Here is a 19017-nt window from a genome sequence, read left to right as displayed (position 1 = left end):
GTGGCGGAGTAATGGTTCTCTCTTCGGATGTGTACGCGCAGGGGGTAGACGCTTTCCTCTCTCACTCTTTGGCCGAATGGGGGTTGGGGTTACGCGCCCATCACCAGCGGATCGCGGGGGAACAACCAGATGGAGGGCAGGTGCGTGCGTGGGCAAACAGCCATCGTGTCCTGCGCGAGGCCTTGGACACGCTTGCGATGGAGCAGCCAGAACTCCGCCAGTGGACCATTGCGTTTGAGTACGAATTGCCACGGGAACGGGGACGGCGTCCAGATGTGGTGCTGCTCACGCATGACCGAGTGCTGGTGCTGGAATTCAAAGACCACCCTCGCCCGAGCCGGGTCGAACAAACCGCCCATATTGATCAAGTGGCCGCCTATGCGCGTGACCTGCAGCATTACCATGCCGCGTCCCACCACCTGGCCGTCCTCCCCGTGCTGGTGTATGCCCACCGCCCGGGCTTACAGGAGGAACGCGGTGAAGTCATCGTGTTGGGACCAGACCGCCTGAAGAGCCACTTGACTTCCTTTGTGGCCGCCAGCTCACCACAGTTTGACCATATGGCTTGGTTAAACGCGGACTATGCGCCGCTCCCTACTCTTGTGAGTGCAGCGCGGCGTCTTTTTGAGCATGAACCGCTTCCTGCCATTCGCCGTGCTCAAAGTGCAGGAATTGAGCAAACGGTGGCTGCGCTGATCGATGCGGCTCGCACGGCGCATGAGCAGGGAGAGCACCATCTCGCGCTGGTGACCGGGGTGCCCGGGGCCGGCAAGACTCTGGTCGGTTTGCAATTCGTGTATGCCCGCACGGTGAAAGAGGGGGAAGGGGAGCGCGACGCCGTATTTCTCTCGGGAAATGGGCCGCTCGTGAGCGTCCTCCAGCACGCCCTAGAGAACAAGGTCTTTGTGCAGGGGGTGCATGACTTTCTGAAGCAGTACGGCGCCCACCGCGATCGCTTGCCCGAGGAACATATCTGGGTGTACGACGAGGCCCAGCGCGCTTGGGACGCCCAACAAGTTCTGGAGAAACGTGGGCACGCAACCAGTGAGCCAGAAGATTTTCTGCGCCTCGGCGCCCAGATGACGGGATGGGCCATGCTCGTTGGCCTCATTGGCGAAGGGCAAGAAATTTACATCGGTGAGGAAGGAGGCCTTGCTGGATGGAATACAGCGCTTCAAAACAGCGAGAAACCTTGGACACTACATGCCCCGGAGAAAATCACTCACCTGTTCTCTCACGCTACATCCGTCATACCTAATAACGCCTTGGATCTGACGGTGTCTTTGCGTTCCCACTTGGCTGAGGACCTTTACCTCTGGGTTCATGCCCTCCTCGCTGGGGAGGATGAGCGCGCGCGGCACTTGATCACACGCATTCAGGCCCAAGGCTTTGAGGTGTATCTCACGCGTGATTTGGAAATCGCCAAAGAGTACGTCCGGACTCGATATAAGGGTGCGGAGGACAAGCGCTATGGGCTACTGGCGTCAAGTAAGGCGAGTAACTTGAAGCAGGTTGGTCTTGATGCATGGAATCTGGGTGTGAAGGCATATAACGCAGGCCCTTGGTTCAACAATCCTCCTTTGGACCCTAAGTCCTGCTGCCAACTCACGCGTTTGGCCTCAGAATTTGTTTGCCAAGGATTGGAGTTGGATTTTCCTATCGTCTGTTGGGGGACTGACCTGAAGTGGACGGGGCAGGACTGGCAGTCCCCGACTCCCCGTACTCCTGCAGCGGGGAAGCGCGTCCCGGAAAACCCTCATCGCTTGCGTGTGAATTCATACCGTGTCCTTTTGACTCGTGGCCGAGACGGCATGATTCTTTATGTACCAGCGCAAACTGCGCTAGACCAGACTTACTCCTACCTTCAGGCCTTAGATCTTCCAGAACTGCCTTCAAGATCAGAGATCTGGCAAGACCGAGTACTTGAGACCACGTAAGTTGTTCCTCTATCTAGGCTCCGGACTGGGGACTGCTGCACACCACTTGATTCATCCCTGAGCTGAAGTGTAAAGCGAGGATTTACAAGGTCTGTACTGATTGTTTTAAGCGGCTGGCTCTTCATCCTGTATCTGTTCAGGGCGCTTCGCTGCACTTCTGAGTTTGAGGGGGACCGGGGCCAGTAAGGCGGTCAGTGAGAAGGTATGCCGCTGGTGCTCCTCAACGAAAATGTGCCGGTAAATATCGGCGGTCGTGCTCGGGCGGCTGTGTCCGAGCTTTTCACTCACCACCTCCATAGGGACGCCTTTCGAGAGCATCAGGCTCGCATAGGTATGCCGCAGATCATGGAAGCGTAGCGAACCTAACCCGGCCTGCCCAGCAATCTTGCCTGCGAGCTTGGTTAATGAGTCGGGGTACAGGCGCTGTCCCTTCGCGTTCGTGAAGACGTGGCTCGAGCCAGCCCACCCTTCGGCCTGCTGGTCCCGCTGGTGTCGTCGCAACAGCGTCACCGTGTCTGCGGCGAGGTGGAGATCACGCATCCCAGACTCGGTCTTCGGCGCCCCCAGTGTGGCCTTCCCATTCACGACCGTGATGTTCTCCCTCACCCGCAATAGACCCTGGTCCAAATCAAGATGGCTCCATTTCAAGGCGCAGACTTCGCCACGCCTCAACCCGCTCGCAATCACAAACTCGAAGAGCAGCCCCAGACGGTGGGCTCGGGCCGCCTGCAGGAAAGCCCCGACCTCTTCCGTGTCCAGCGCCCGGGCTGTCTTTCCTCTCCGGAAACTGGGGAGTCGGGCCAGTTCAGCCACATTCCTGGCCACGATCTCGTCGAAGACTGCCTCCTGCAGCGCCTGACGCAAGATCACACGCACCTGATGCAGGAGAGACTTCGAGAACCCCTGATCGGAGAGCTTGACGTACGCGGCCCGGATATCACTGGGTTTGAGGTCCTGCAGCTTGCGCTGGCCCAGAAGAGGCCCCAGGTGCCTCTGGACGATGTACTCGTAATTCGCGTACGTCTTCGGCGCCAGACCTGGCCGTTTCAACTCCAGCCAGCGCGGCAGCCAGTCCGCCAGCCGGATCTGACTTGGGATGGGCAGCAGGCCCCGCTGATGATCCGCCAGCGCCTGCACCCGCGCCCGGTCCGCGTCCTTCTTCGTCTTTTCCGTCCCGCTCTTGAGCAACTGCTTGCCCCGTTCATCGAAGCCCAGCGTGACCTGCCAGCGGTAACTCCCACTCGGCAGTTTCTTGACACAGCCTTCGCCATTCTCGCGTCGTCTCATCCTGTTTTTCTCCCTCCCAGTGAGCGTTCTGCTCTTCAGGGAGTCGGATGTTCGCTCTAACCGCGGGATACATCCAGGGCTGGCAGCGACGCTAGACGGGGTCTATGACGGTTGGGCGAGAGCTGTTGGTTGAGCCGCCTCATGTGGAGATGGCCTACGCCACCTGGCGGGCGGCCAAGGCACGATCTCGCCCTATCCTGAACGGCATGGACGGCTTGCATCGACATCCCGGGACCCCGCAGGGCCGCGCGCTGAGCCTCAGCGCCGACTTCCCATCCCCCCGCCTGCGCCGGTTCCTCCGGGCAGGATGCCTGAGGTCAGGTTCACATGATCAAGCCCAGAGCCCTGAGTGGCTTCCCGGAGTATCTCCCCGCACAACAACTCGCCTTTAACCGCGTTCTCTCCATCATTCGCGCCACCTATGAGGCGCACGGCTTCACTCCCATCGAGACGTCAGGGGTCGAGCACCGGGACGTGCTGACCGCCAAAGGCGGTGACGACGCGGAGATCTACGCCCTGACCCGCCTGAACGCCGGGCCAGACGAGCGCGAGACCGACCTGGCCCTGCACTTCGACCTGTCCGTCCCCCTGGCGCGGTACGTCGCGCAGAACGAGAGCCAACTGGTCTTTCCCTTCCAGCGGTCCCAGATTCAGAAGGTCTGGCGAGGAGAACGGCCCCAGGCGGGCCGATACCGGGAGTTCTACCAGGCGGACATCGATGTCATCGGCCGCGGTTCTCTGAGCCTGATGTACGACGCCGTGCTGCCCGCCGTGGTCAGCGAGGCCCTGACCCAATTGGACATCGGCCCCTTCTGTATCCGCATCAACAACCGTCAGGTGCTGCAGGGCTACTTCGAAGGGCTGGGTCTGGCGCCGGCAGCGGTGCCACAAGCCCTACGGATCCTCGACCGTCTGGAGAAGGTCGGAATTGACCGGGTCAGGGCGGACCTCACCACAACCTTCTGCTTGAACGAAGAAACCCTGAGCCCTCTTCTTGACCTCGCGACGGCCGGCCTGGCGTCCGAGGCTGTCCTCGCCGAACTGGAAGGGCAGACCGTGAACGCGGTCTTCGACGCGGGCGTGGCCGATCTCCAGCGGGTGCTTTCCGGCCTGCGGGATCTGGGCGTCCCAGATTCGAACTTCCAGCTGGACCTGAGCGTCGCCCGCGGTCTGGGGTACTACACCGGCACGGTGTACGAGACCAGGCTCCTGGCTTTTCCTGGCCTGGGCAGCATCTGCTCGGGTGGCCGGTACGAGAACCTGGTGGGCAACTTCCACACCGGCGCATTCCCTGGGGTAGGAATGTCCATCGGGGTGAGCCGGCTGGTGCCGGCCCTGCTGGAGGCTGGCCTCCTCGGGGTCAGCGCGGCGACCACCGCCCAGGTGCTGGTGACCCTGCTCCAACCTGAATTCCAGGGGGAAGCTCTCCGGCTGGGTGCGGAACTGCGCGCTCAGGGCGTCAACACAGAGGTGTACCTGGAGCCACACAGGCTCGGGCAGCAACTGCGGTACGCAGACAGGAAGGGCTTTCGTCTCGCCGTGATGGTGGGCCAGACGGAGCTGCAGGCCGGGCAGGTCCGAGTCAAAGATCTTCAAACGGGCGAGGAGACCGTGGTGGGCAGAGCCCAATGGGCGCATGATCTTCGGCGACGCCTCTGAAGTTCGGTTGATGACGGGTCAGGGTGGTTTTTACAGAGCGCCGGACATCCTCGTGCAAGGATCAGGCATGGAGAATCCTTCAGCGCCTCGTCCGTTGCTGGTTCTCGATCTGGATGAAACCCTCTGGCACGGCATCGCGGACTCATCAGTGCCTGAAGGGCACCGCTTTCTCCTTCGCCCGTACCTCCAGGCGTTTCTGGAACGCGTGGCGGAGCACTATGACCTCGCGGTGTGGACTGCTGCCAGCGAAGACTGGATGATGGCCGGCCTCAAGGTTCTTGCCCGGGAAACCCAGTTCGACCTTGCCGGTCGGGCCTTTTTCCTTTGGCACCGGGAGCGGTGCACCTGGCGGCGAACCGAAGAGGGCGAGTACGAACTGAGGAAACCCGCCAGGAAGTTCAGGGCGCGGTGGATCCGTGCGCGATATCCCTCCCACCGGGTGCTTGTGGTGGATGATCAGGGCTCAAACTACCTGTGTGGGTATGGCCATCTCGTGCGAGTGAGCGTCTGGACGGGCAACCCCGAGGATCACGAACTTCAGGCCCTGGCCGGCTACCTGACTTCGATCGCTCATGAGCCAGACTTGCGCGTCCTGGAAAAAAGGCATTGGCGGGCAACAGGTCTTCGTGAATCAGTGGACTGCTCCTGATCAACGCCCGCCTGAAACATTTGGTGACGGCGCGCTTGCCAGCCAGCGCACCTTCATTCATCTGACTCCTGAGCGACAAATGTCGGCCAGGACAGCACTGGTTAAAGAATGTGACGAATCGGCAGACAAAGAATTGCCGCCTAATTAAGCTGTTGTCAGATCGCCGGTTGTGGCGCTTCCTTTCCTCTGATGACTCTTCCCGCTCATGTCCGTTACGGTGCCGCGCGCTCAGGCGCGAAGCGGCGTCATGCCGAACAACGCAGGCGGGACGCCGCGCAGGCACAGGTGCTCGAAGCGACCGAGAGGGCCTACAAGGCGTTTGCCCGCAGAATGACCACAACTCTGGCCCTGTTTGCTCAGGCCCGATTGCTCGGCCGCCTGCAAGCGCTGCGCATTGTCGCGAGTGAGCTGGATTGGGTCGATCTGACTGTTGAGATCAGCGCCCTGCTCACTCGGCTTCTGCGAACCCTGCAGGGTCAGCGAAGCGAGGACGACGAGGCAAAGGTCGCTCGACGGACACGCCCAAGAATCACCCGGCCCCAGGTTCACGCTGGGGTAGAGCCGCACACCCCCGCATCGTTTTGAGCGGTCAAGCGGCTTGTGGTGCTTCTCAAAACGATGTGATGGCCTGATCCCGCCCCGTCAGCCCCGCTGACCTGCTCCGCCTTGCGCGTCGAGCCGCGGCCTCACCACGCCGAAGACCTCACTCCTCCAAGAGGCTTCGAACTTGAAACCGTACCTTTCCATCCAGGAATTAGCCGAGTACCTCGGCGTCAGTAAAAAAGTCGTCTACGGCATGGTCCGCTCCGGCGCCATCTTCGCCGTGCGTGTCGGGCAGAAAGAGTTCCGCATTTCCGCCGAGGCCGTGCTGGCCTGGGAAGCCGAGCAGCGCCGCCTGCATGAAGAACGCAGGGTCCGCCGTGGCTGAGGCAGCCCGCAGCAAGCGGACGAAAGCCCCCAACGGCGCGGGGAGTCTGCGCCCTTACCAGGGCCAGTACCGCGTGAAGGTCACGGTGGCCATCACGGGTGGCCAGCAGCAGGTCAGCCGGGTTGTTCGCACGGAGGCCGAGGGTCGTCTGGTGCTTGCCCAGCTGCTGGCTGACCACAGCCGAGGCCTTCTCCGGAGCCCTGACACGCTGACGGTGGAGGCGTTGCTCCGCGAGCTCGTTGCCACCCGGCGGGACGAATGGAAGCCAAAAACCGTGGCTAACAACGAGGATCTGATCCGGCTTCACCTGATCCCCCATATCGGTCATCTCAGGGTCCAGAAGCTCAAAGCCCAGCACGTTCAGCAGCTGTACATGCTGCTGGCCCGGACCTACAGCCTGTCCCTGGTCCGCCAGGTCCGCTCCGTGCTCCGGCAGGCCCTCCAGCTGGCCGTAGTGAACGATGTGGTCTCAAGGAACATCGTGAAGGACGTAGAGCTGCCCAGAGTCCGGCCTGTCCGCCGGGCCAGGCAGAACCGGGCCCTGAGTCCCGAGCAGCTGGAAGCCTTCCTGAATGCGGCTGCCCCGTTCGAGGAACTCGCGGGACCGGTCTTTCACATCACGGGCCTGCTCGGCCTGCGGCGCGGAGAAGCGGCCGCCCTCCGCTGGGCGCACGTCGATCTGCAACGGGGCACCGTGCACGTGCGCGACAACCTCGCGGTCGTCCGGGGCCGCCCGACGCCGGGGACCCCCAAGACCGAAGCTGGCGACCGGACGGTGCCCCTGGCGCCCGAGACCGTAGCCCTCCTGGTGGCCTGGAAATTCAGACAGCAGGAGCTCGGGAGGATGGTGGGGGAGAAGTGGGTGGACAGCGGGCACGTGTTCACGACGGTAAAAGGCACCCCGTTCCACCCGGACCGGCTGTCCAAGCTGGCGCGTGCGCTCGGGGTACAGGCGGGCCTGGAACACGTAACCTTCCACGGCCTGCGACACACCAGCGCCAGCCTGCACCTGGCGAGGGGAGTCCCGGCAGAAGTAGTGAAAACCTGGCTGGGGCACGAGAACGTGAGCCTGACGCTGAACACCTACCGCACGGTCTACGGGCATGAGCACCGCCTGCACGTAACCGGAATGAGCGGTCTGCTCCAGCAGGGCCCAGACAACCTGACGCTCGACGGCGCCCTGCGCGTCGGCGCCTGAACTCTCATCCAGGCAAGGCCGGGACGTCGTCCCTGGTCCACCCAAAGGCAGACAGCATGAACGAGAAGACCAGCGCAGCGAAGAAACCCATGATTTCCCCCGAGAGTGACCTGGTGCCGTACCCGGAGGCTGCCCGAATCACCTGCGTTTCCGAGCGGACGCTCAAACGCATGGTGGAGGCTGGTGAACTGCGCGAGTACGAGTTTCGCGGGAGCAGACGGCTCAGCCGGGCCGAGCTTTTGACCCCTGGTCCCCGGCACCTTTCTGACAGAAGGCAGGCTTAAATAATGCCGTGCTGGAGCGGTCTCAGCATCGTTTTTGGGAGTTTCAGCAACAAGGCACGCCGCGTGAGTCCACCCGTGTCCGTGCTGGTCAGAAAGCTTCCGAAAGTCCTCGATGTCAAGGCCGTTCCTGGCACCCCTGGTCCATATCAGTCAAGTTTTTTTCACAACGAACCAGGTCTACGTCGATGCCACAGAGGTTGACTTCGTTGTGAACACGAGCGATAGATGAACTCAAGCAAGGAGTGTAAATAAAATGATTCAAATCAAAGAGAATTTGCCAGAAAATATCCAAGAGGGTTTTGACTACTGGAAGTTGCTTCCCAGGCATGACGGCAAAGGTGGAATCAATGGAGAGCGCTCTGACTCTGACTTGGCCAACTACAGACGCGCGCTGCGTGATCTTTGCCTGGGTCTCGCAGGACACGACAATCTTCACGAGGCGCCGTTTTCGTTCCTCGCTCTGGAGGAAGAGCACGTGATTGATGCTGTTCTCAAGGGAGCAGGCGGAAGGGTCAAAGGCGGCCTCAAACCTCATCTGGCCAGCAGCCTTCAGTCCTGGGTGCGTGCCCTCCGGCGAGATCTCCAGCCCTTACTGAAGCTGGAAGAACATCGGCCGAAGACCTGGCGCGAGCTTCACGAACCCGGGGCCAGCCCGCTGCCCGCATTCCTACATTCGGAGTGGCCGGAAGCCGTCGCCGAACAGTTCGCTCACCTGGAACTGGCGTATGGCGACAAGGCCTACTTCGGACAGGGCTGGCGCCTGTTCAAGCGGCGAAAGCTGCGCCCTAGAACGTTGCAGGGGTACCGGCACGGCCTGAACCGGCTTCTGGAGTTCTGCGTGAAAGAGCAAGGTCGCCAGGATGTCACCCTGATCGACCTTGTCGACCTGGACCTTCTCGAGCAGTTCGCCCATTGGTACCTGCAGCGTAAGAAGAAAGGAGGGTACTCCATGGTGAGGCAGGTGTGTTTCTCGGTGGCTGGCGTCGCACGCTACCTGGAAATCATGGGAGAGCTGAAGAGTGGCTTCGAGCCGTTCTCGAAACATCCGGAGGCCCCCTGGATCAGGATGTACCAGCTTGGCGTCGAGGTCGAGCGAGTGAATCACAAGAAAGCCGTCAAGCTCCAGGACGTCCCTGCACTGACACCACAGCAGATGCATGAGGTTGCCCGGCACGCGAAGATACATGTGCCCCGCAACCGGCGCGGCAACGCCTACGTCAACCAGACCTACACCCGCCGCCGGACCGCGATGTTCTTCGCGTTGGCTCCTTTCATGCCCATTCGGCTGGAGAACTGGACCATGATGTGCTGGGGAAAGCACCTGTACAAGAATGACCGGGGACGCTGGTGTGTGCGGTTCGAGCCTGAGGAAACCAAGAACGGTGAACGACGCAAAGTTCCCCGCGCGTACGAGCTGGAGCTCCCGAACGCCGCCACGGAATGGATCGAGTGGTGGCGGTCCCAGCTGACGGACTACATCGGGGCTGATTTCGAGGAGCAGTGCCCCTGGGTGCTGCCTTCGCGGGGACGCACCACGGGATTGAAGGGCCCAGTGAAATGGAAGCGGTGCCTGAATGCCGTGTTTTACAGGGGCATCTTCAGCACGTGCCTGGAGGTCAGGGGGCATCGCTACCGAACCCATGTCGTGCGGCACGATGTCGCTACACACATCATCACGAGGGAGAACGCCACGATGCGCGACATTCAGCAGGCAGCTACGCTGCTCGGGGACCTGCCCGAAACAGTGTCGAGGTCGTACTACAAGCCTAAAGAGCAGGAGCTGCTGGATAAGGGGTATTTCAGCGAGTTCGGCGATCCAGCCGCTGCAGATTGATCGGAGAGTGAGGAGAGGCAGCACGCTTAGCGTGCTGCCTCTCCTGTGTTGAATTGCCTCAACGAACTACTTCTGGGCCCGGATCTCGATGGCCTCGTCAATCAGGCTCCGGATGTCGGACGCGGTGAGATACAAGGCAAGCAGGTCGATGTGCAGGTAAGCCAGCGTGCGTTCTGCGGCCGGCAAACTGCGGCGCAACTGGTCGTTTGCCGTCAGGGTGGTGCGGTAGCTGAGCTGGACCACCTCGTTGCGCAGGGCCGGCGCACCGCGGGCGGGCAGCCGGCATCGGGTCAGGAGCGCGGCGACGTTCCTGGCCTCTTCGGAAACCGAGGCCACTGGGGTTCGCGCGTAGCGGATGTCCTGCACCTGTCTGACACGTTGTCTGAACTCCGGGAGGCTGAGGTAGGCCAGCGCGAGCGTGGCCTGCAGGACACTACGGGAAGCGCCACGGGGCGTGTTCTCCTTCCAGGCTTCATGTAGGGCACGCTCAAAGGCTCGCGTGACCCGGTAACTCACCTGGGTTTTGGCCCGGGTGATGGGTTGACGGGTAAACCAGGGCAAATCAAGCCGGTGAGCCAGCTGCTGCATTTTCTCCAGGCTGGGGTTTGAGGGGAGACGGCCAACTTCCTCCGCAACGGGAATCAGCAGTGGTGTGGAGCGTCGGTCCGCCTGGCGCAGATGTTGGGCTTCCAGGCGGTCAAGCTCACTGCCGTGGCCTCGCATGAGCCGCGCGTGGGCCTGCAGGTGGTCCGTGAGCGTTGGCTCGCCAAGTTGGGTCTGGCGGTACAGGGACCACAGGCCTGCCTTGAGCGTGAGCCCCTGCAGTTCCTGGTAGGTAAAGGGGGCAAGGTGAGGCAACAGACGGGTGAGATAGAGGCGGGCGGCATGTAAGTTGAGCTGGTCTTCGGACTGCGTCATGGAGTCTCCTGTCCTGCCTGCGGTCTAGCGGGGCAGCACACACTGGATCAGGCCCGCTCACACAGTCAAGTCCGTCCAGTACAGGGTTTTTACATGTCGGCAATACCCGCACGTTACCGGCAAAGGGCGTGCGTACTTAAATCTCCGCAGGCATCCACAAATTTCGTCTCGTCTGGTGAGTAATAAGGATTTGCTGAATATGGGTCTTGTCCTCACTTAAGGTTCTTTCTCTCTATCGCGATGCAGCAGACGAAGGCATCTCACTTACCTGTACCAACACTCGCAGGCGATCCTGTCGCCTTCCCAGGCCGATTTATCTGAGTACCCTGCATCTCCCCAACGCATAGGAGCTGCACCTACGGCCCCCAGCAGCGTAGTTCAAGTATGTCACTCCAGTCGGTGTGGGTGGAATTCCGCGAGGCATGAGTGGGCTGAAGACTAGCGGAATTCCCCTCTGTCGCAGGCACGTTTCGTCAAGGTGTCATTGGGGGCCCCGACGTGGCTCCTCAGGACAGCACGGAAAGTGTTTAAGTACACATTAAGTAGCGAGACTGTGGTATTGTATCTGCACTAGAGGACGCTGACTCGCCTCTTGTTCCGCCGGTTCTCCGGTTCCAGCCAAGTGCAGGAATATCCAAGAGATTTCAGCTTCGCGATACTGCGACTATATTGTGGCCTGCTTTCTGCAGGCCACAATGTTTTTGAGCCCTTCAATTTCACGTCAGAAATAAGTTAGAATGCATCTTAGAACGTAATTATGGATAACTCTTCTCCTGCCTCAAAGTCCCATCAGTCACATGCTGACTTCAATTATAAGGGGACTTTATTCAGTTTTCGACACTTGAACGGTTTTGATCACGTTTACGAATGGACTACGGTATCGGGTACGACCCTATTTGATGTACGTATAGAGTTTGAGGATCACTGCTTTACAGAGGGCTTGTCGAAGGAGGACATCGAAAAAAAGCAATTAAAGTACGACCGTGACGCTGTCGTATCAGAAACGAGACATCATATACGTTTATTTGATCTCGAGCGGTACGAGCTTTCCAAAGCCCTCCCTGGCCTAGTCAGAGACATGATAGAGGCAGTCTGTTACTTTGGTGACCCTGCGCGCGGTAATTATTTTAGTATCAATGTTATTAAGAAGCAGCGGTACGTTATCTTCTTCCGTGTGTATAGGGCAGGTGGGCCAAAGGGCCGTCTCACACTCACAATACAGTCTGCGCATACACGGCCTGGTTTTGCTGGACGAGAATCTGTGAAGCTTGGGCTAGTCTTGCGAAATACTTTGCATGGTAGAGATACAAGGCCTCCTCACAATTCTAAAAAGGCTAAACGAAAGCGTAGATAGAGTCAGCTCTACAGTGCAAAGGCCACCTCCAAGTGGCTGAGAGGCGCTTCTGGATCAGTGGATCCACTAAGACATAACACCAAGCTTCTTCTGAAGTTGAAATGGTTTAGAAGTCTTCTAATGACGATTAGTGTCGAACCCTTCAGTGTACGAGCGTTCTTTCACCCAACGCTTTGAGAAGACAAGAAAGCAGTGCAGGTCAAAACCCTGCGCAGCGAGGCCCCCAGGATCAGCTACTGATTGTGCGTAAGTGAGTAACATAAGGTGTGTCCCTCGCACCCTGGCGACCCACCCGACTGACCCGCGCTTAACAGGAAGAACGACGCCTGGCGGCCCAACCCTTCCTGGATGATCCCACCCGGACGAACCGCGATCTCGCTGAGCAATTCGGCGTTGCAGAAGTGACCATCCGTGCCTGGCGTGCGCGGATTCGCCAGCGAGGCGAGGAAGCGCTGCGCGCTTCGCGCTCTACTGGTCGTCCGCATCATCTGAGTGTGGATCAACAAGCGGTGATTCAGGCGATCATCGAAGATGATCCCCGGCAGCATGGCTTTGAGACCAGTGCCTGGACGACCCTGCGCATCCGACAAGTCATCGGTCAGAAATTCGATGTCTGGCTGGATCGGGGACATCTCTCGCGCAAACTTCGGGGGTGGGGGTTCTCGTATCAGCGGCCCGTGGTGCGGGCCGTAGAACGTAACGAAGAGCATGTGGCGACCTGGGTTCGAGTGCAAGGTGAAGCCCTGGGGAAAAAAAATCGCTGATGGCGCCACTGTCGTCTTCCTGGACGAGAGTGGGTTCAGCTTAAAAACGACCAGGGTGCGGACCTGGGGCCGGTGTGGGCAGACCCCGGTGTTCCCCACTCGACTCCGCTGGGAACACCTCTCGGTGATCGGGGCCATCACGACTGGGGGCCAGTTTTTTCAGCACACCCACCACGGTGCCATTCGATCGCCTCAGGTCGTGGCCTTCCTGGAGCATGTGTTGCGTCACATCGCGGGTGAGGTTGTCGTGGTCCCGGACCGGGCCATGATTCATCGCGCCAAAGTCGTCCAGGCGTGTGTGGCGACGTAAACGACACATCCTGGTCGACGCCTTGGGCCTGCTTCTCCAAGTGGTCGTGCATCCTGCGGACGTCCAGGATCGTGAAGGCGGCAAACTCGTCCCAGATGGCGTGAGGCAGACGTATCCGAAGCTGGAGAAGATCTGGGCGGACCATGGGCGGACCAGGGCTACGCCGGCGGCTTGCTGCGGTGGGCCAAAGACAGCGCGGGACTCGTGGTGGAAGTGGTTTACTCCTAATGGCGACAGGCCAAGCGGTACTCACCGGACCTCGTGGAGGACGTGGATCCCCGCAAGACGTTTCACGTCTTGCCGCGCCGCTGGGTCGTGGAGCGCATCTTCGCCTGGCTCGGAAAATGCCGTCGCCTGTCCAGAGACTACGAAGCGCTTCCAGAAACCACCGAGATGTTGGTGCATCTGGCCATGATTCGCCTCATGGTGCGCCGGCTGGCTCGGGAACCCCCTGGAGCTGAGCTGGCGGTAAACCCAACAAGTGCCCGCCGCTGAGGATCATCTTCTCGAGCCTTCTGATCTGGCGTAACGCCTCTGGATCCGCTGCACCTGGATCATCGTAAAAGTTCTCCTCATCCACTTCTGGCGGGAAGGCGGTCAGACGGACAGTTACGGACAGGCCCTGTTACGAGTAAGAGACCTGGAGGTCTCGAGCCATGCGGCCGGTGACTTTGAACCATTAAGCGTCCCAATATACCGGGTAGGGGTAGGGCTCGTCTTGGTCGTCATCAATCCTTCGTGCTGCCGCACCGCGTCTAGGGCGACATTCCTCTCAAAGTATCAGCCGCTGAGCATTGGCGAGAAAGACAATATAGAGTGCAGGCAACCAAGAAAGTGCCATAATTTTGGCACATCATGACATTATTAGATCGAAACCACGACAGGGTCTGGAGTGCAATCCTGAATTCCCCCTTGCCTGTTCGCGTGATTGTAGAAGCCGGAGATCAGGGAATGGTGTTCGGTGAGTTAGAGGACCTTGAGGCTTACTACAATACTAACAACCCGAAAGAGCCCGTTCTTAAAATTGGTAAATTGATTTTAGACAAAAAACTTAAAGAGACACACAAACTGACACATGGAGAATATATATTAGTCCAAATTTCCCCAGAAAACCTGCCTAAAGTCTCCAATCATAAGGCTTGGGGGATATTTATATGCAAGATAACTCCTGAGCAGTATCACCAATTCACTATAAACCATCCACTGATGGGCAAAGATAATATATATACTCTTTGGAATGAATTTACTAATATACAACGTAATATTCAAGCAGAGGTTGATAAAGCATTTGAGGAAAGAAGTCAAATAATTAGAAATAGAGAAATAGAATTAGAAAGAGTAAAAGATACGTACGATACGGATTATCAAAATAAGATCGATGGTCTGACCGAAGAACAGGCAGAATTAAAAGAAAAATATAAAGAACTGGCTATTGCACAAGAAAATCTCAAAATCAGAGAAACAGAATTTGAACAGGCTGTTAAGTGGTATGATCGTGTTGGCGGACAAGAAGCCTTTGAGCGCGCCGCCGCTGCGCGTTTGAAGTTTACTCACTTTACTCCACACGAAAGGCGGAGTAAGCGCCCGTTGGCAGTAATAAAAAGTCTCCAAAACGCAATAAGAGAATCTGGATTTCAGGTATTAGATGAAAGTCTCGACCAAAATTCAGATCAGACTTTGGAAAGCTGGTTGACCTGTTTCCTAGCTTCAACCCTCACAGGCCAGCTTCTCTTGCTTAGTGGGCCGGCTGGAGCGGGTAAATCCGCGTTGTGTATGCGGCTCTCACAACTGTTAGGTGTGGCGTACAGTGTTATTCCAGTTCGACCAAGCTGGACGGAAGCAAGTGACCTACTTGGGTTCTACAGTCAAACAAGATCGAGCTTCAATGCTACGCCCTTTACTGAGGCGCTGATGAGCGCAGTAGAGCATGACAAAGGAGATGGCTTGAGCCTAATTTCCCTAGATGAAATTAACTTGAGTCGTCTGGAAGATTATGCAGCAGACCTCCTCTCGCAGTGGGAAAAAACATTTCAAGCACATGAAGTCGGATGCATCCGTCTGTATGCTGAAAGCATATATGATGATCTAGAGTTGGCTGAAGAGGCTAAATCAAAATCACATATGCTAAATAAAGTTATTTTTCCACCTGTTGTTGACCTCCCGCGAAGTTTAGTGATTGCCGGAACGCTTAATGCGGATCAGGCAGGTGAACCGCTCAGTCCAAAAGTGTTAGACCGGTCCTATGTGATTCAGGTCCCAGCATCTTCATCAGCAAAGCTATTGCCTATACGTCAACAAAAAACGCCCCTGAATCCCGTTTGGTCCTTAAGTAAATCGGATATTGATTCACTGCGACAATCCGCTCAAGAAGTGAATCAAGATATGGTGGATACTTGGAAAAAAATCTGTGGTTGGCAACCGTTTCTAGACGGCCTTGGCATTCCGGTTAGCTACAGATCCCAACAAGCCTTTTCAGCACTTGCACACGCTGCGATGTTACTAACAGACAGCTCTATTCAGAAAAATATAACCAAGCGGGCAGTCTTGAATGCAGCTGACATCTATATTCAAACTAAGCTTCTGCCTTGGATAAACTTTCCTGCTGAGGATTATGAAAAGGGCAGACATCTTGTCGAATGGCATGAAAAAATTTTACGCGAGGTTCACTTTGAGGGTACGAAGCGTGCGTTAACTATATTAAAAGACGCTTATAACGAAAATAAACACGTCAACTATCTGAGATAACTATGCAGCTAATATTTGAGGGAAGGGATGAAGGCACACAGAATTGGATTGCCTTGCCAATCAGTACGTTGCCTGAGGGTATATATGCTAATTATCTCCAGTATTCAGGTGAGTGGCGTGTACGTTTGGCACACGGATATCAAACACGTCGTATTTATGCCCGTGCGAACAATGGTGAAATGCTGGAGCTGGAATATGACAGTTCCTCTAATTCTTTCTCACCTAAGAAAAAAACTAGGTTGTCTGAGTCAGGTACTGGTCAACTATATCTTTACAATACTAACCAAGAACAGCTTTCCCCCAGCCTAGATATTCACCCAAATGGTCTAAGCGAAAATGATTTCAAAGCTATCATTGAGAGATTAAAATATTTAGCAATCAACGAGAGCAGCTATGTAGGTGCAGCTCTTCATAACGAGCTGTCAAATAGTTCAGGCCAAATTAGCCAAGCATCTCCTTATCTACCAGTTGAATATGCCCTCTCTTCGGCTCAAGGCCTAATCCATCTAGGAAAAGTTCTTCGACAGCACTGGCCTTACATTGAGCGACAACACTCCATGCGTTTGGCATCGCTGCGGCAAACCGTGCCCAGCAGCCGGGCTGAGCGATCGGCCCGTGGCCAAGAGGCTCTTTCTAGGAATCCTACACGCCCTACTGTCACTGTATATGCTAAGCGTAGAACGACAAATACACCTGAGAATCAGTTCTTGTCCTTCCTTTTGATTGATGTTCTGGTAAAAAAAGCGCGGCGAATTGAGAATCAGTTGCAAGAGCTAGCTGGATATACTCAAGATCACCTAAGCAAGCAAACTGATCACCAAGAAAGGACTAAAAAAGACATTGCTAGCCTAGAAATTGCTAAAGCAGAGCTTGAAGGTTCTATTGCAATTAAGAAAAAAGATGTAGAAAAGAACCCGTCTCTTAAAGCGTCAAATTCTCCAAATCTTATTCAGCTGAAGAGAGAAAAAGAAAAATTGACGAGAGAAATCTTCGCTAAAGAGAACGAACACAAGCGTACAAAAGCACGCATAGAAATTCTTACTGGTAGCTTAGAAAAGCTTATTACCGCCCAAAAAGCGCTTACAGATAACTCAGTGTGGAGCTCTAGGGCTCTCACGGTCCCCTGGTTGAAAGGAGTAGTGCCTCTGCGAGCCTCTCCAACACGACCATCACCCTACTTGGTACGGTCCGAACATTATGCACAGGTTTACCGCACATTTATTCAGGTCCAGCGCCTCCCTCAAATCGCACAGCTTACAAAACAGGAGGGTTCAATAACCTCTACGTTGGCTGGCCTTGCGCCAACCACTCTCCTTTTCGAACAATGGGCTTTTCTAGAATGTTATGATTCGCTTTTGGAAATGGGATTCACAGCCTTAGGCGCTTCTCCTATGACTGATCAACTTGGCCCTGTTGGGAGAAATTCACCGTTTAAAGGTAAGAGTTATCGTTTGACAATGATGATTCAGACTCATGGTAAGTCAGTAGTAAATACGGAAAGTAAATCAAATCCAGAAGAACAACCTCGCAGGAAAATTGAAATAACACTCAAATATGAAAATGAGGATAAAGATACAGGGCGCTGCCCTGATATAACTGCTGTAATAACAGTCACCAATGAAATGAACGGGGAAGTCACGGAATATCCTCCGGTCTTCTTGGATGCTAAGTACAGGAACTACAAAAGCATGAAACTTGGACATCCAATTAAAAAATATGATAGTTTTATTCGTACCTATGGCTCGATGATTGGAGGAGATTTTCTTGCAACAGCCAAGGAGCATTATTTGGATTCGCTTAATGGATTAGCCTCATTCATCCTTCACTCTGATCCAGAGGTAAAAGATTTCTGGGGAGAGGTTTCCTACCATGAGGCGTTTAATCCCGGGGCTCAATATACTAGCGAGACTGAATCTGCCCTCCACCGTTATGGTGGTCTCTGCATCCGCCCAACTCAAAATACACAACAAACCTTTAGAACTTTTTGGTGGATGATCTTTACATACCATCTTAAGTTGGTAGATATATGTTTCCCTTGTCGGCAACATGTACCGGGCAAAAAAGCAAAAAGAGGTAAAGGACACTTCTATTCTTGCCCCGACTGTATGGATTGGTGGGTAGTGAATGTCTGTGGACCAAAAGAGCATATTTTAATAAAACATGTTGAGCGCTCGTTTCACCGTCAATTATTAGGTCAGCATGGACTCTATTATCTTTGCCCAGATTGTGGCGCTGGGAAGCGGTAGAACCATTATAGAGGTCACAATGTAAACCCGCGAAAGCGTTTGGATGCGCACCGATTCCTAGCCGAGTAGGGCTGTGATTTTTGCGGCGACCTTCTCCTGTGCGTGAACAGTGTGCCTTGCGCGTGCCTTGTCGGCTAAGGGTTTACAAGCTGTGTGTAGGGATCAAGCGGCATTACGCGAATTGGATAAGGCCGTGAAACTCGCCTTTTGGGCACTTCAAGGCTGCAATGGTCATTCAAGGAGATGGCAGAGCTTCCACCTACGATTGTCGAGCATCAGCATAGGTTTGGGCACCACTCCCGGTGGGTTAGAGAGCAGTCTGGTGGCAGCGACCTTGGCGGCCGCTCACGCTTTGCCCGCTGGCACGCATGGCGTATTTATTGATCACGGCGTAGATTTGCATCCATAAGGTGTTGCGGGAGGTCAACATACCGAACACGTTGCCACGCACCAGTCAGCTTCTCCTTCAATGCCACCAAGGTGCGGGCGCAAAAATTCCCCAGCACATGGCGCTTGATATACGCCCAGACCAGCTCAATGGGGTTCAGCTCCGGAGCATACGGCGGCAGAAACACTACAGAAAGGCGTTCGTGGGTCTCCACGAACGCCTGCACGGCTTTAGCCCGATGGATGCCTGCGTTGTCCAGCACGACCACCAGGTCTCCCTGAACGTGTCGCAACAGGTGCTGGAAAAATCCGATCACATCCCCGCTGCGGATCGCGCCTGTTTTGGTGTTCTGGAGGAACTGTCCACCCGACGTGATCGCCCCAATCGTCGAGAGCTTTTCCCAATTCGCTGGCAAGGTGACCAGGGGCGTCACGCCCCTGGTGGACCAGGTCCGCCTCAGCACACCTTTCAGGGCAAAGCCCACCTCATCCAGGTAGACCAGTGTGGCGCCCTCAG

Annotated in this window: 17 protein-coding genes and 1 pseudogene; 15 read left to right on the top strand and 3 right to left on the bottom strand. The window is 56.2% G+C overall.

Annotated features, from left to right (window positions below; translation table 11 throughout):
• Positions 1 to 182 precede the first annotated feature (182 nt).
• Positions 183 to 1937 carry a DNA/RNA helicase domain-containing protein gene (locus IEY49_RS17380; protein WP_189011081.1) on the top strand — a complete coding sequence of 585 codons (1755 nt, stop codon included), beginning with the start codon at positions 183 to 185 and terminating at the stop codon, positions 1935 to 1937.
• A 105-nt stretch (positions 1938 to 2042) separates the two neighbouring features.
• Here IEY49_RS17380 and IEY49_RS17375 read toward each other — a convergent pair whose 3' ends face one another.
• The gene (locus IEY49_RS17375; protein ID WP_189011080.1) at positions 2043 to 3224 is read right to left on the bottom strand and encodes a tyrosine-type recombinase/integrase; all 1182 of its coding nucleotides are present in this window, start codon (positions 3222 to 3224) and stop codon (positions 2043 to 2045) included.
• Positions 3225 to 3551: 327 nt separating this feature from the next.
• On the opposite strand from IEY49_RS17375, the gene hisS reads away from it, so the two are divergent.
• From hisS to IEY49_RS17340, 7 genes are all read left to right on the top strand, one after another.
• On the top strand, positions 3552 to 4883 hold the full coding sequence (gene hisS / locus IEY49_RS17370; protein WP_189011079.1) for a histidine--tRNA ligase: 1332 nt from the start codon (positions 3552 to 3554) through the stop codon (positions 4881 to 4883).
• On the top strand, positions 4861 to 5532 hold the full coding sequence (locus tag IEY49_RS17365; RefSeq protein ID WP_189011078.1) for an HAD family hydrolase: 672 nt from the start codon (positions 4861 to 4863) through the stop codon (positions 5530 to 5532). Before hisS ends, IEY49_RS17365 begins: the two co-directional genes overlap by 23 nt.
• Positions 5533 to 5721: 189 nt before the next feature.
• Positions 5722 to 6117 carry a hypothetical protein gene (locus tag IEY49_RS17360; protein ID WP_189011077.1) on the top strand — a complete coding sequence of 132 codons (396 nt, stop codon included), beginning with the start codon at positions 5722 to 5724 and terminating at the stop codon, positions 6115 to 6117.
• 142 nt (positions 6118 to 6259) lie between these two features.
• Positions 6260 to 6460, top strand: a complete 201-nt coding sequence (locus IEY49_RS17355) for a helix-turn-helix domain-containing protein (protein WP_189011076.1) — start codon at positions 6260 to 6262, stop codon at positions 6458 to 6460.
• Positions 6432 to 7658, top strand: coding sequence for a tyrosine-type recombinase/integrase (locus IEY49_RS17350; RefSeq protein ID WP_189011074.1), 1227 nt, complete (start codon positions 6432 to 6434; stop codon positions 7656 to 7658). Before IEY49_RS17355 ends, IEY49_RS17350 begins: the two co-directional genes overlap by 29 nt.
• 56 nt (positions 7659 to 7714) lie before the next feature.
• On the top strand, positions 7715 to 7942 hold the full coding sequence (locus IEY49_RS17345) for an excisionase family DNA-binding protein (protein WP_189011072.1): 228 nt from the start codon (positions 7715 to 7717) through the stop codon (positions 7940 to 7942).
• A gap of 475 nt (positions 7943 to 8417) precedes the next feature.
• Positions 8418 to 9776, top strand: a complete 1359-nt coding sequence (locus IEY49_RS17340; RefSeq protein ID WP_189011070.1) for a site-specific integrase — start codon at positions 8418 to 8420, stop codon at positions 9774 to 9776.
• A 66-nt stretch (positions 9777 to 9842) separates the two neighbouring features.
• Here the strand turns inward: IEY49_RS17340 and IEY49_RS17335 are convergent, their stop codons facing one another.
• A complete protein-coding gene (locus tag IEY49_RS17335; RefSeq protein ID WP_189011068.1) occupies positions 9843 to 10694 on the bottom strand; it encodes a hypothetical protein in 852 nt (283 codons plus the stop codon).
• Between the two features lie 757 nt (positions 10695 to 11451).
• Here IEY49_RS17335 and IEY49_RS22135 point away from each other — a divergent pair.
• The 7 genes and pseudogenes from IEY49_RS22135 (at position 11452) to IEY49_RS17310 (ending at position 18113) form a co-directional block, all read left to right on the top strand.
• Positions 11452 to 12048, top strand: coding sequence for a YjaZ family protein (locus IEY49_RS22135; RefSeq protein WP_505699839.1), 597 nt, complete (start codon positions 11452 to 11454; stop codon positions 12046 to 12048).
• Positions 12049 to 12449: 401 nt separating this feature from the next.
• Positions 12450 to 12812 carry a winged helix-turn-helix domain-containing protein gene (locus tag IEY49_RS17330; protein WP_189011066.1) on the top strand — a complete coding sequence of 121 codons (363 nt, stop codon included), beginning with the start codon at positions 12450 to 12452 and terminating at the stop codon, positions 12810 to 12812.
• On the top strand, positions 12757 to 13122 hold the full coding sequence (locus IEY49_RS17325) for a transposase (protein ID WP_229780888.1): 366 nt from the start codon (positions 12757 to 12759) through the stop codon (positions 13120 to 13122). The genes IEY49_RS17330 and IEY49_RS17325 overlap by 56 nt, the downstream gene beginning before the upstream one ends.
• Positions 13109 to 13210, top strand: a pseudogene (locus IEY49_RS21950) (IS5/IS1182 family transposase); the annotation flags it as partial. The gene IEY49_RS17325 and the pseudogene IEY49_RS21950, both read left to right, overlap by 14 nt.
• Positions 13211 to 13383: 173 nt before the next feature.
• Complete coding sequence (locus IEY49_RS21735) at positions 13384 to 13617, top strand: transposase (protein WP_373291942.1); 234 nt, start codon at positions 13384 to 13386, stop codon at positions 13615 to 13617.
• Between the two features lie 429 nt (positions 13618 to 14046).
• Positions 14047 to 15867 carry an AAA family ATPase gene (locus IEY49_RS17315; protein ID WP_189011060.1) on the top strand — a complete coding sequence of 607 codons (1821 nt, stop codon included), beginning with the start codon at positions 14047 to 14049 and terminating at the stop codon, positions 15865 to 15867.
• A gap of 2 nt (positions 15868 to 15869) precedes the next feature.
• Positions 15870 to 18113, top strand: a complete 2244-nt coding sequence (locus IEY49_RS17310) for a coiled-coil domain-containing protein (protein ID WP_189011058.1) — start codon at positions 15870 to 15872, stop codon at positions 18111 to 18113.
• Between the two features lie 377 nt (positions 18114 to 18490).
• On the opposite strand, the gene IEY49_RS17305 is transcribed toward IEY49_RS17310, so the two are convergent.
• On the bottom strand, positions 18491 to 19017 hold a 527-nt coding region (locus IEY49_RS17305; RefSeq protein WP_189011056.1), incomplete at its 5' end, for an IS630 family transposase.

The sequence above is a fragment of the Deinococcus malanensis genome (assembly GCF_014647655.1).
Taxonomy (GTDB): domain Bacteria; phylum Deinococcota; class Deinococci; order Deinococcales; family Deinococcaceae; genus Deinococcus; species Deinococcus malanensis.
The sequence above is the reverse complement of the archived record's forward strand: the minus strand, read 5'-3'. Positions and strand labels throughout refer to the sequence as shown.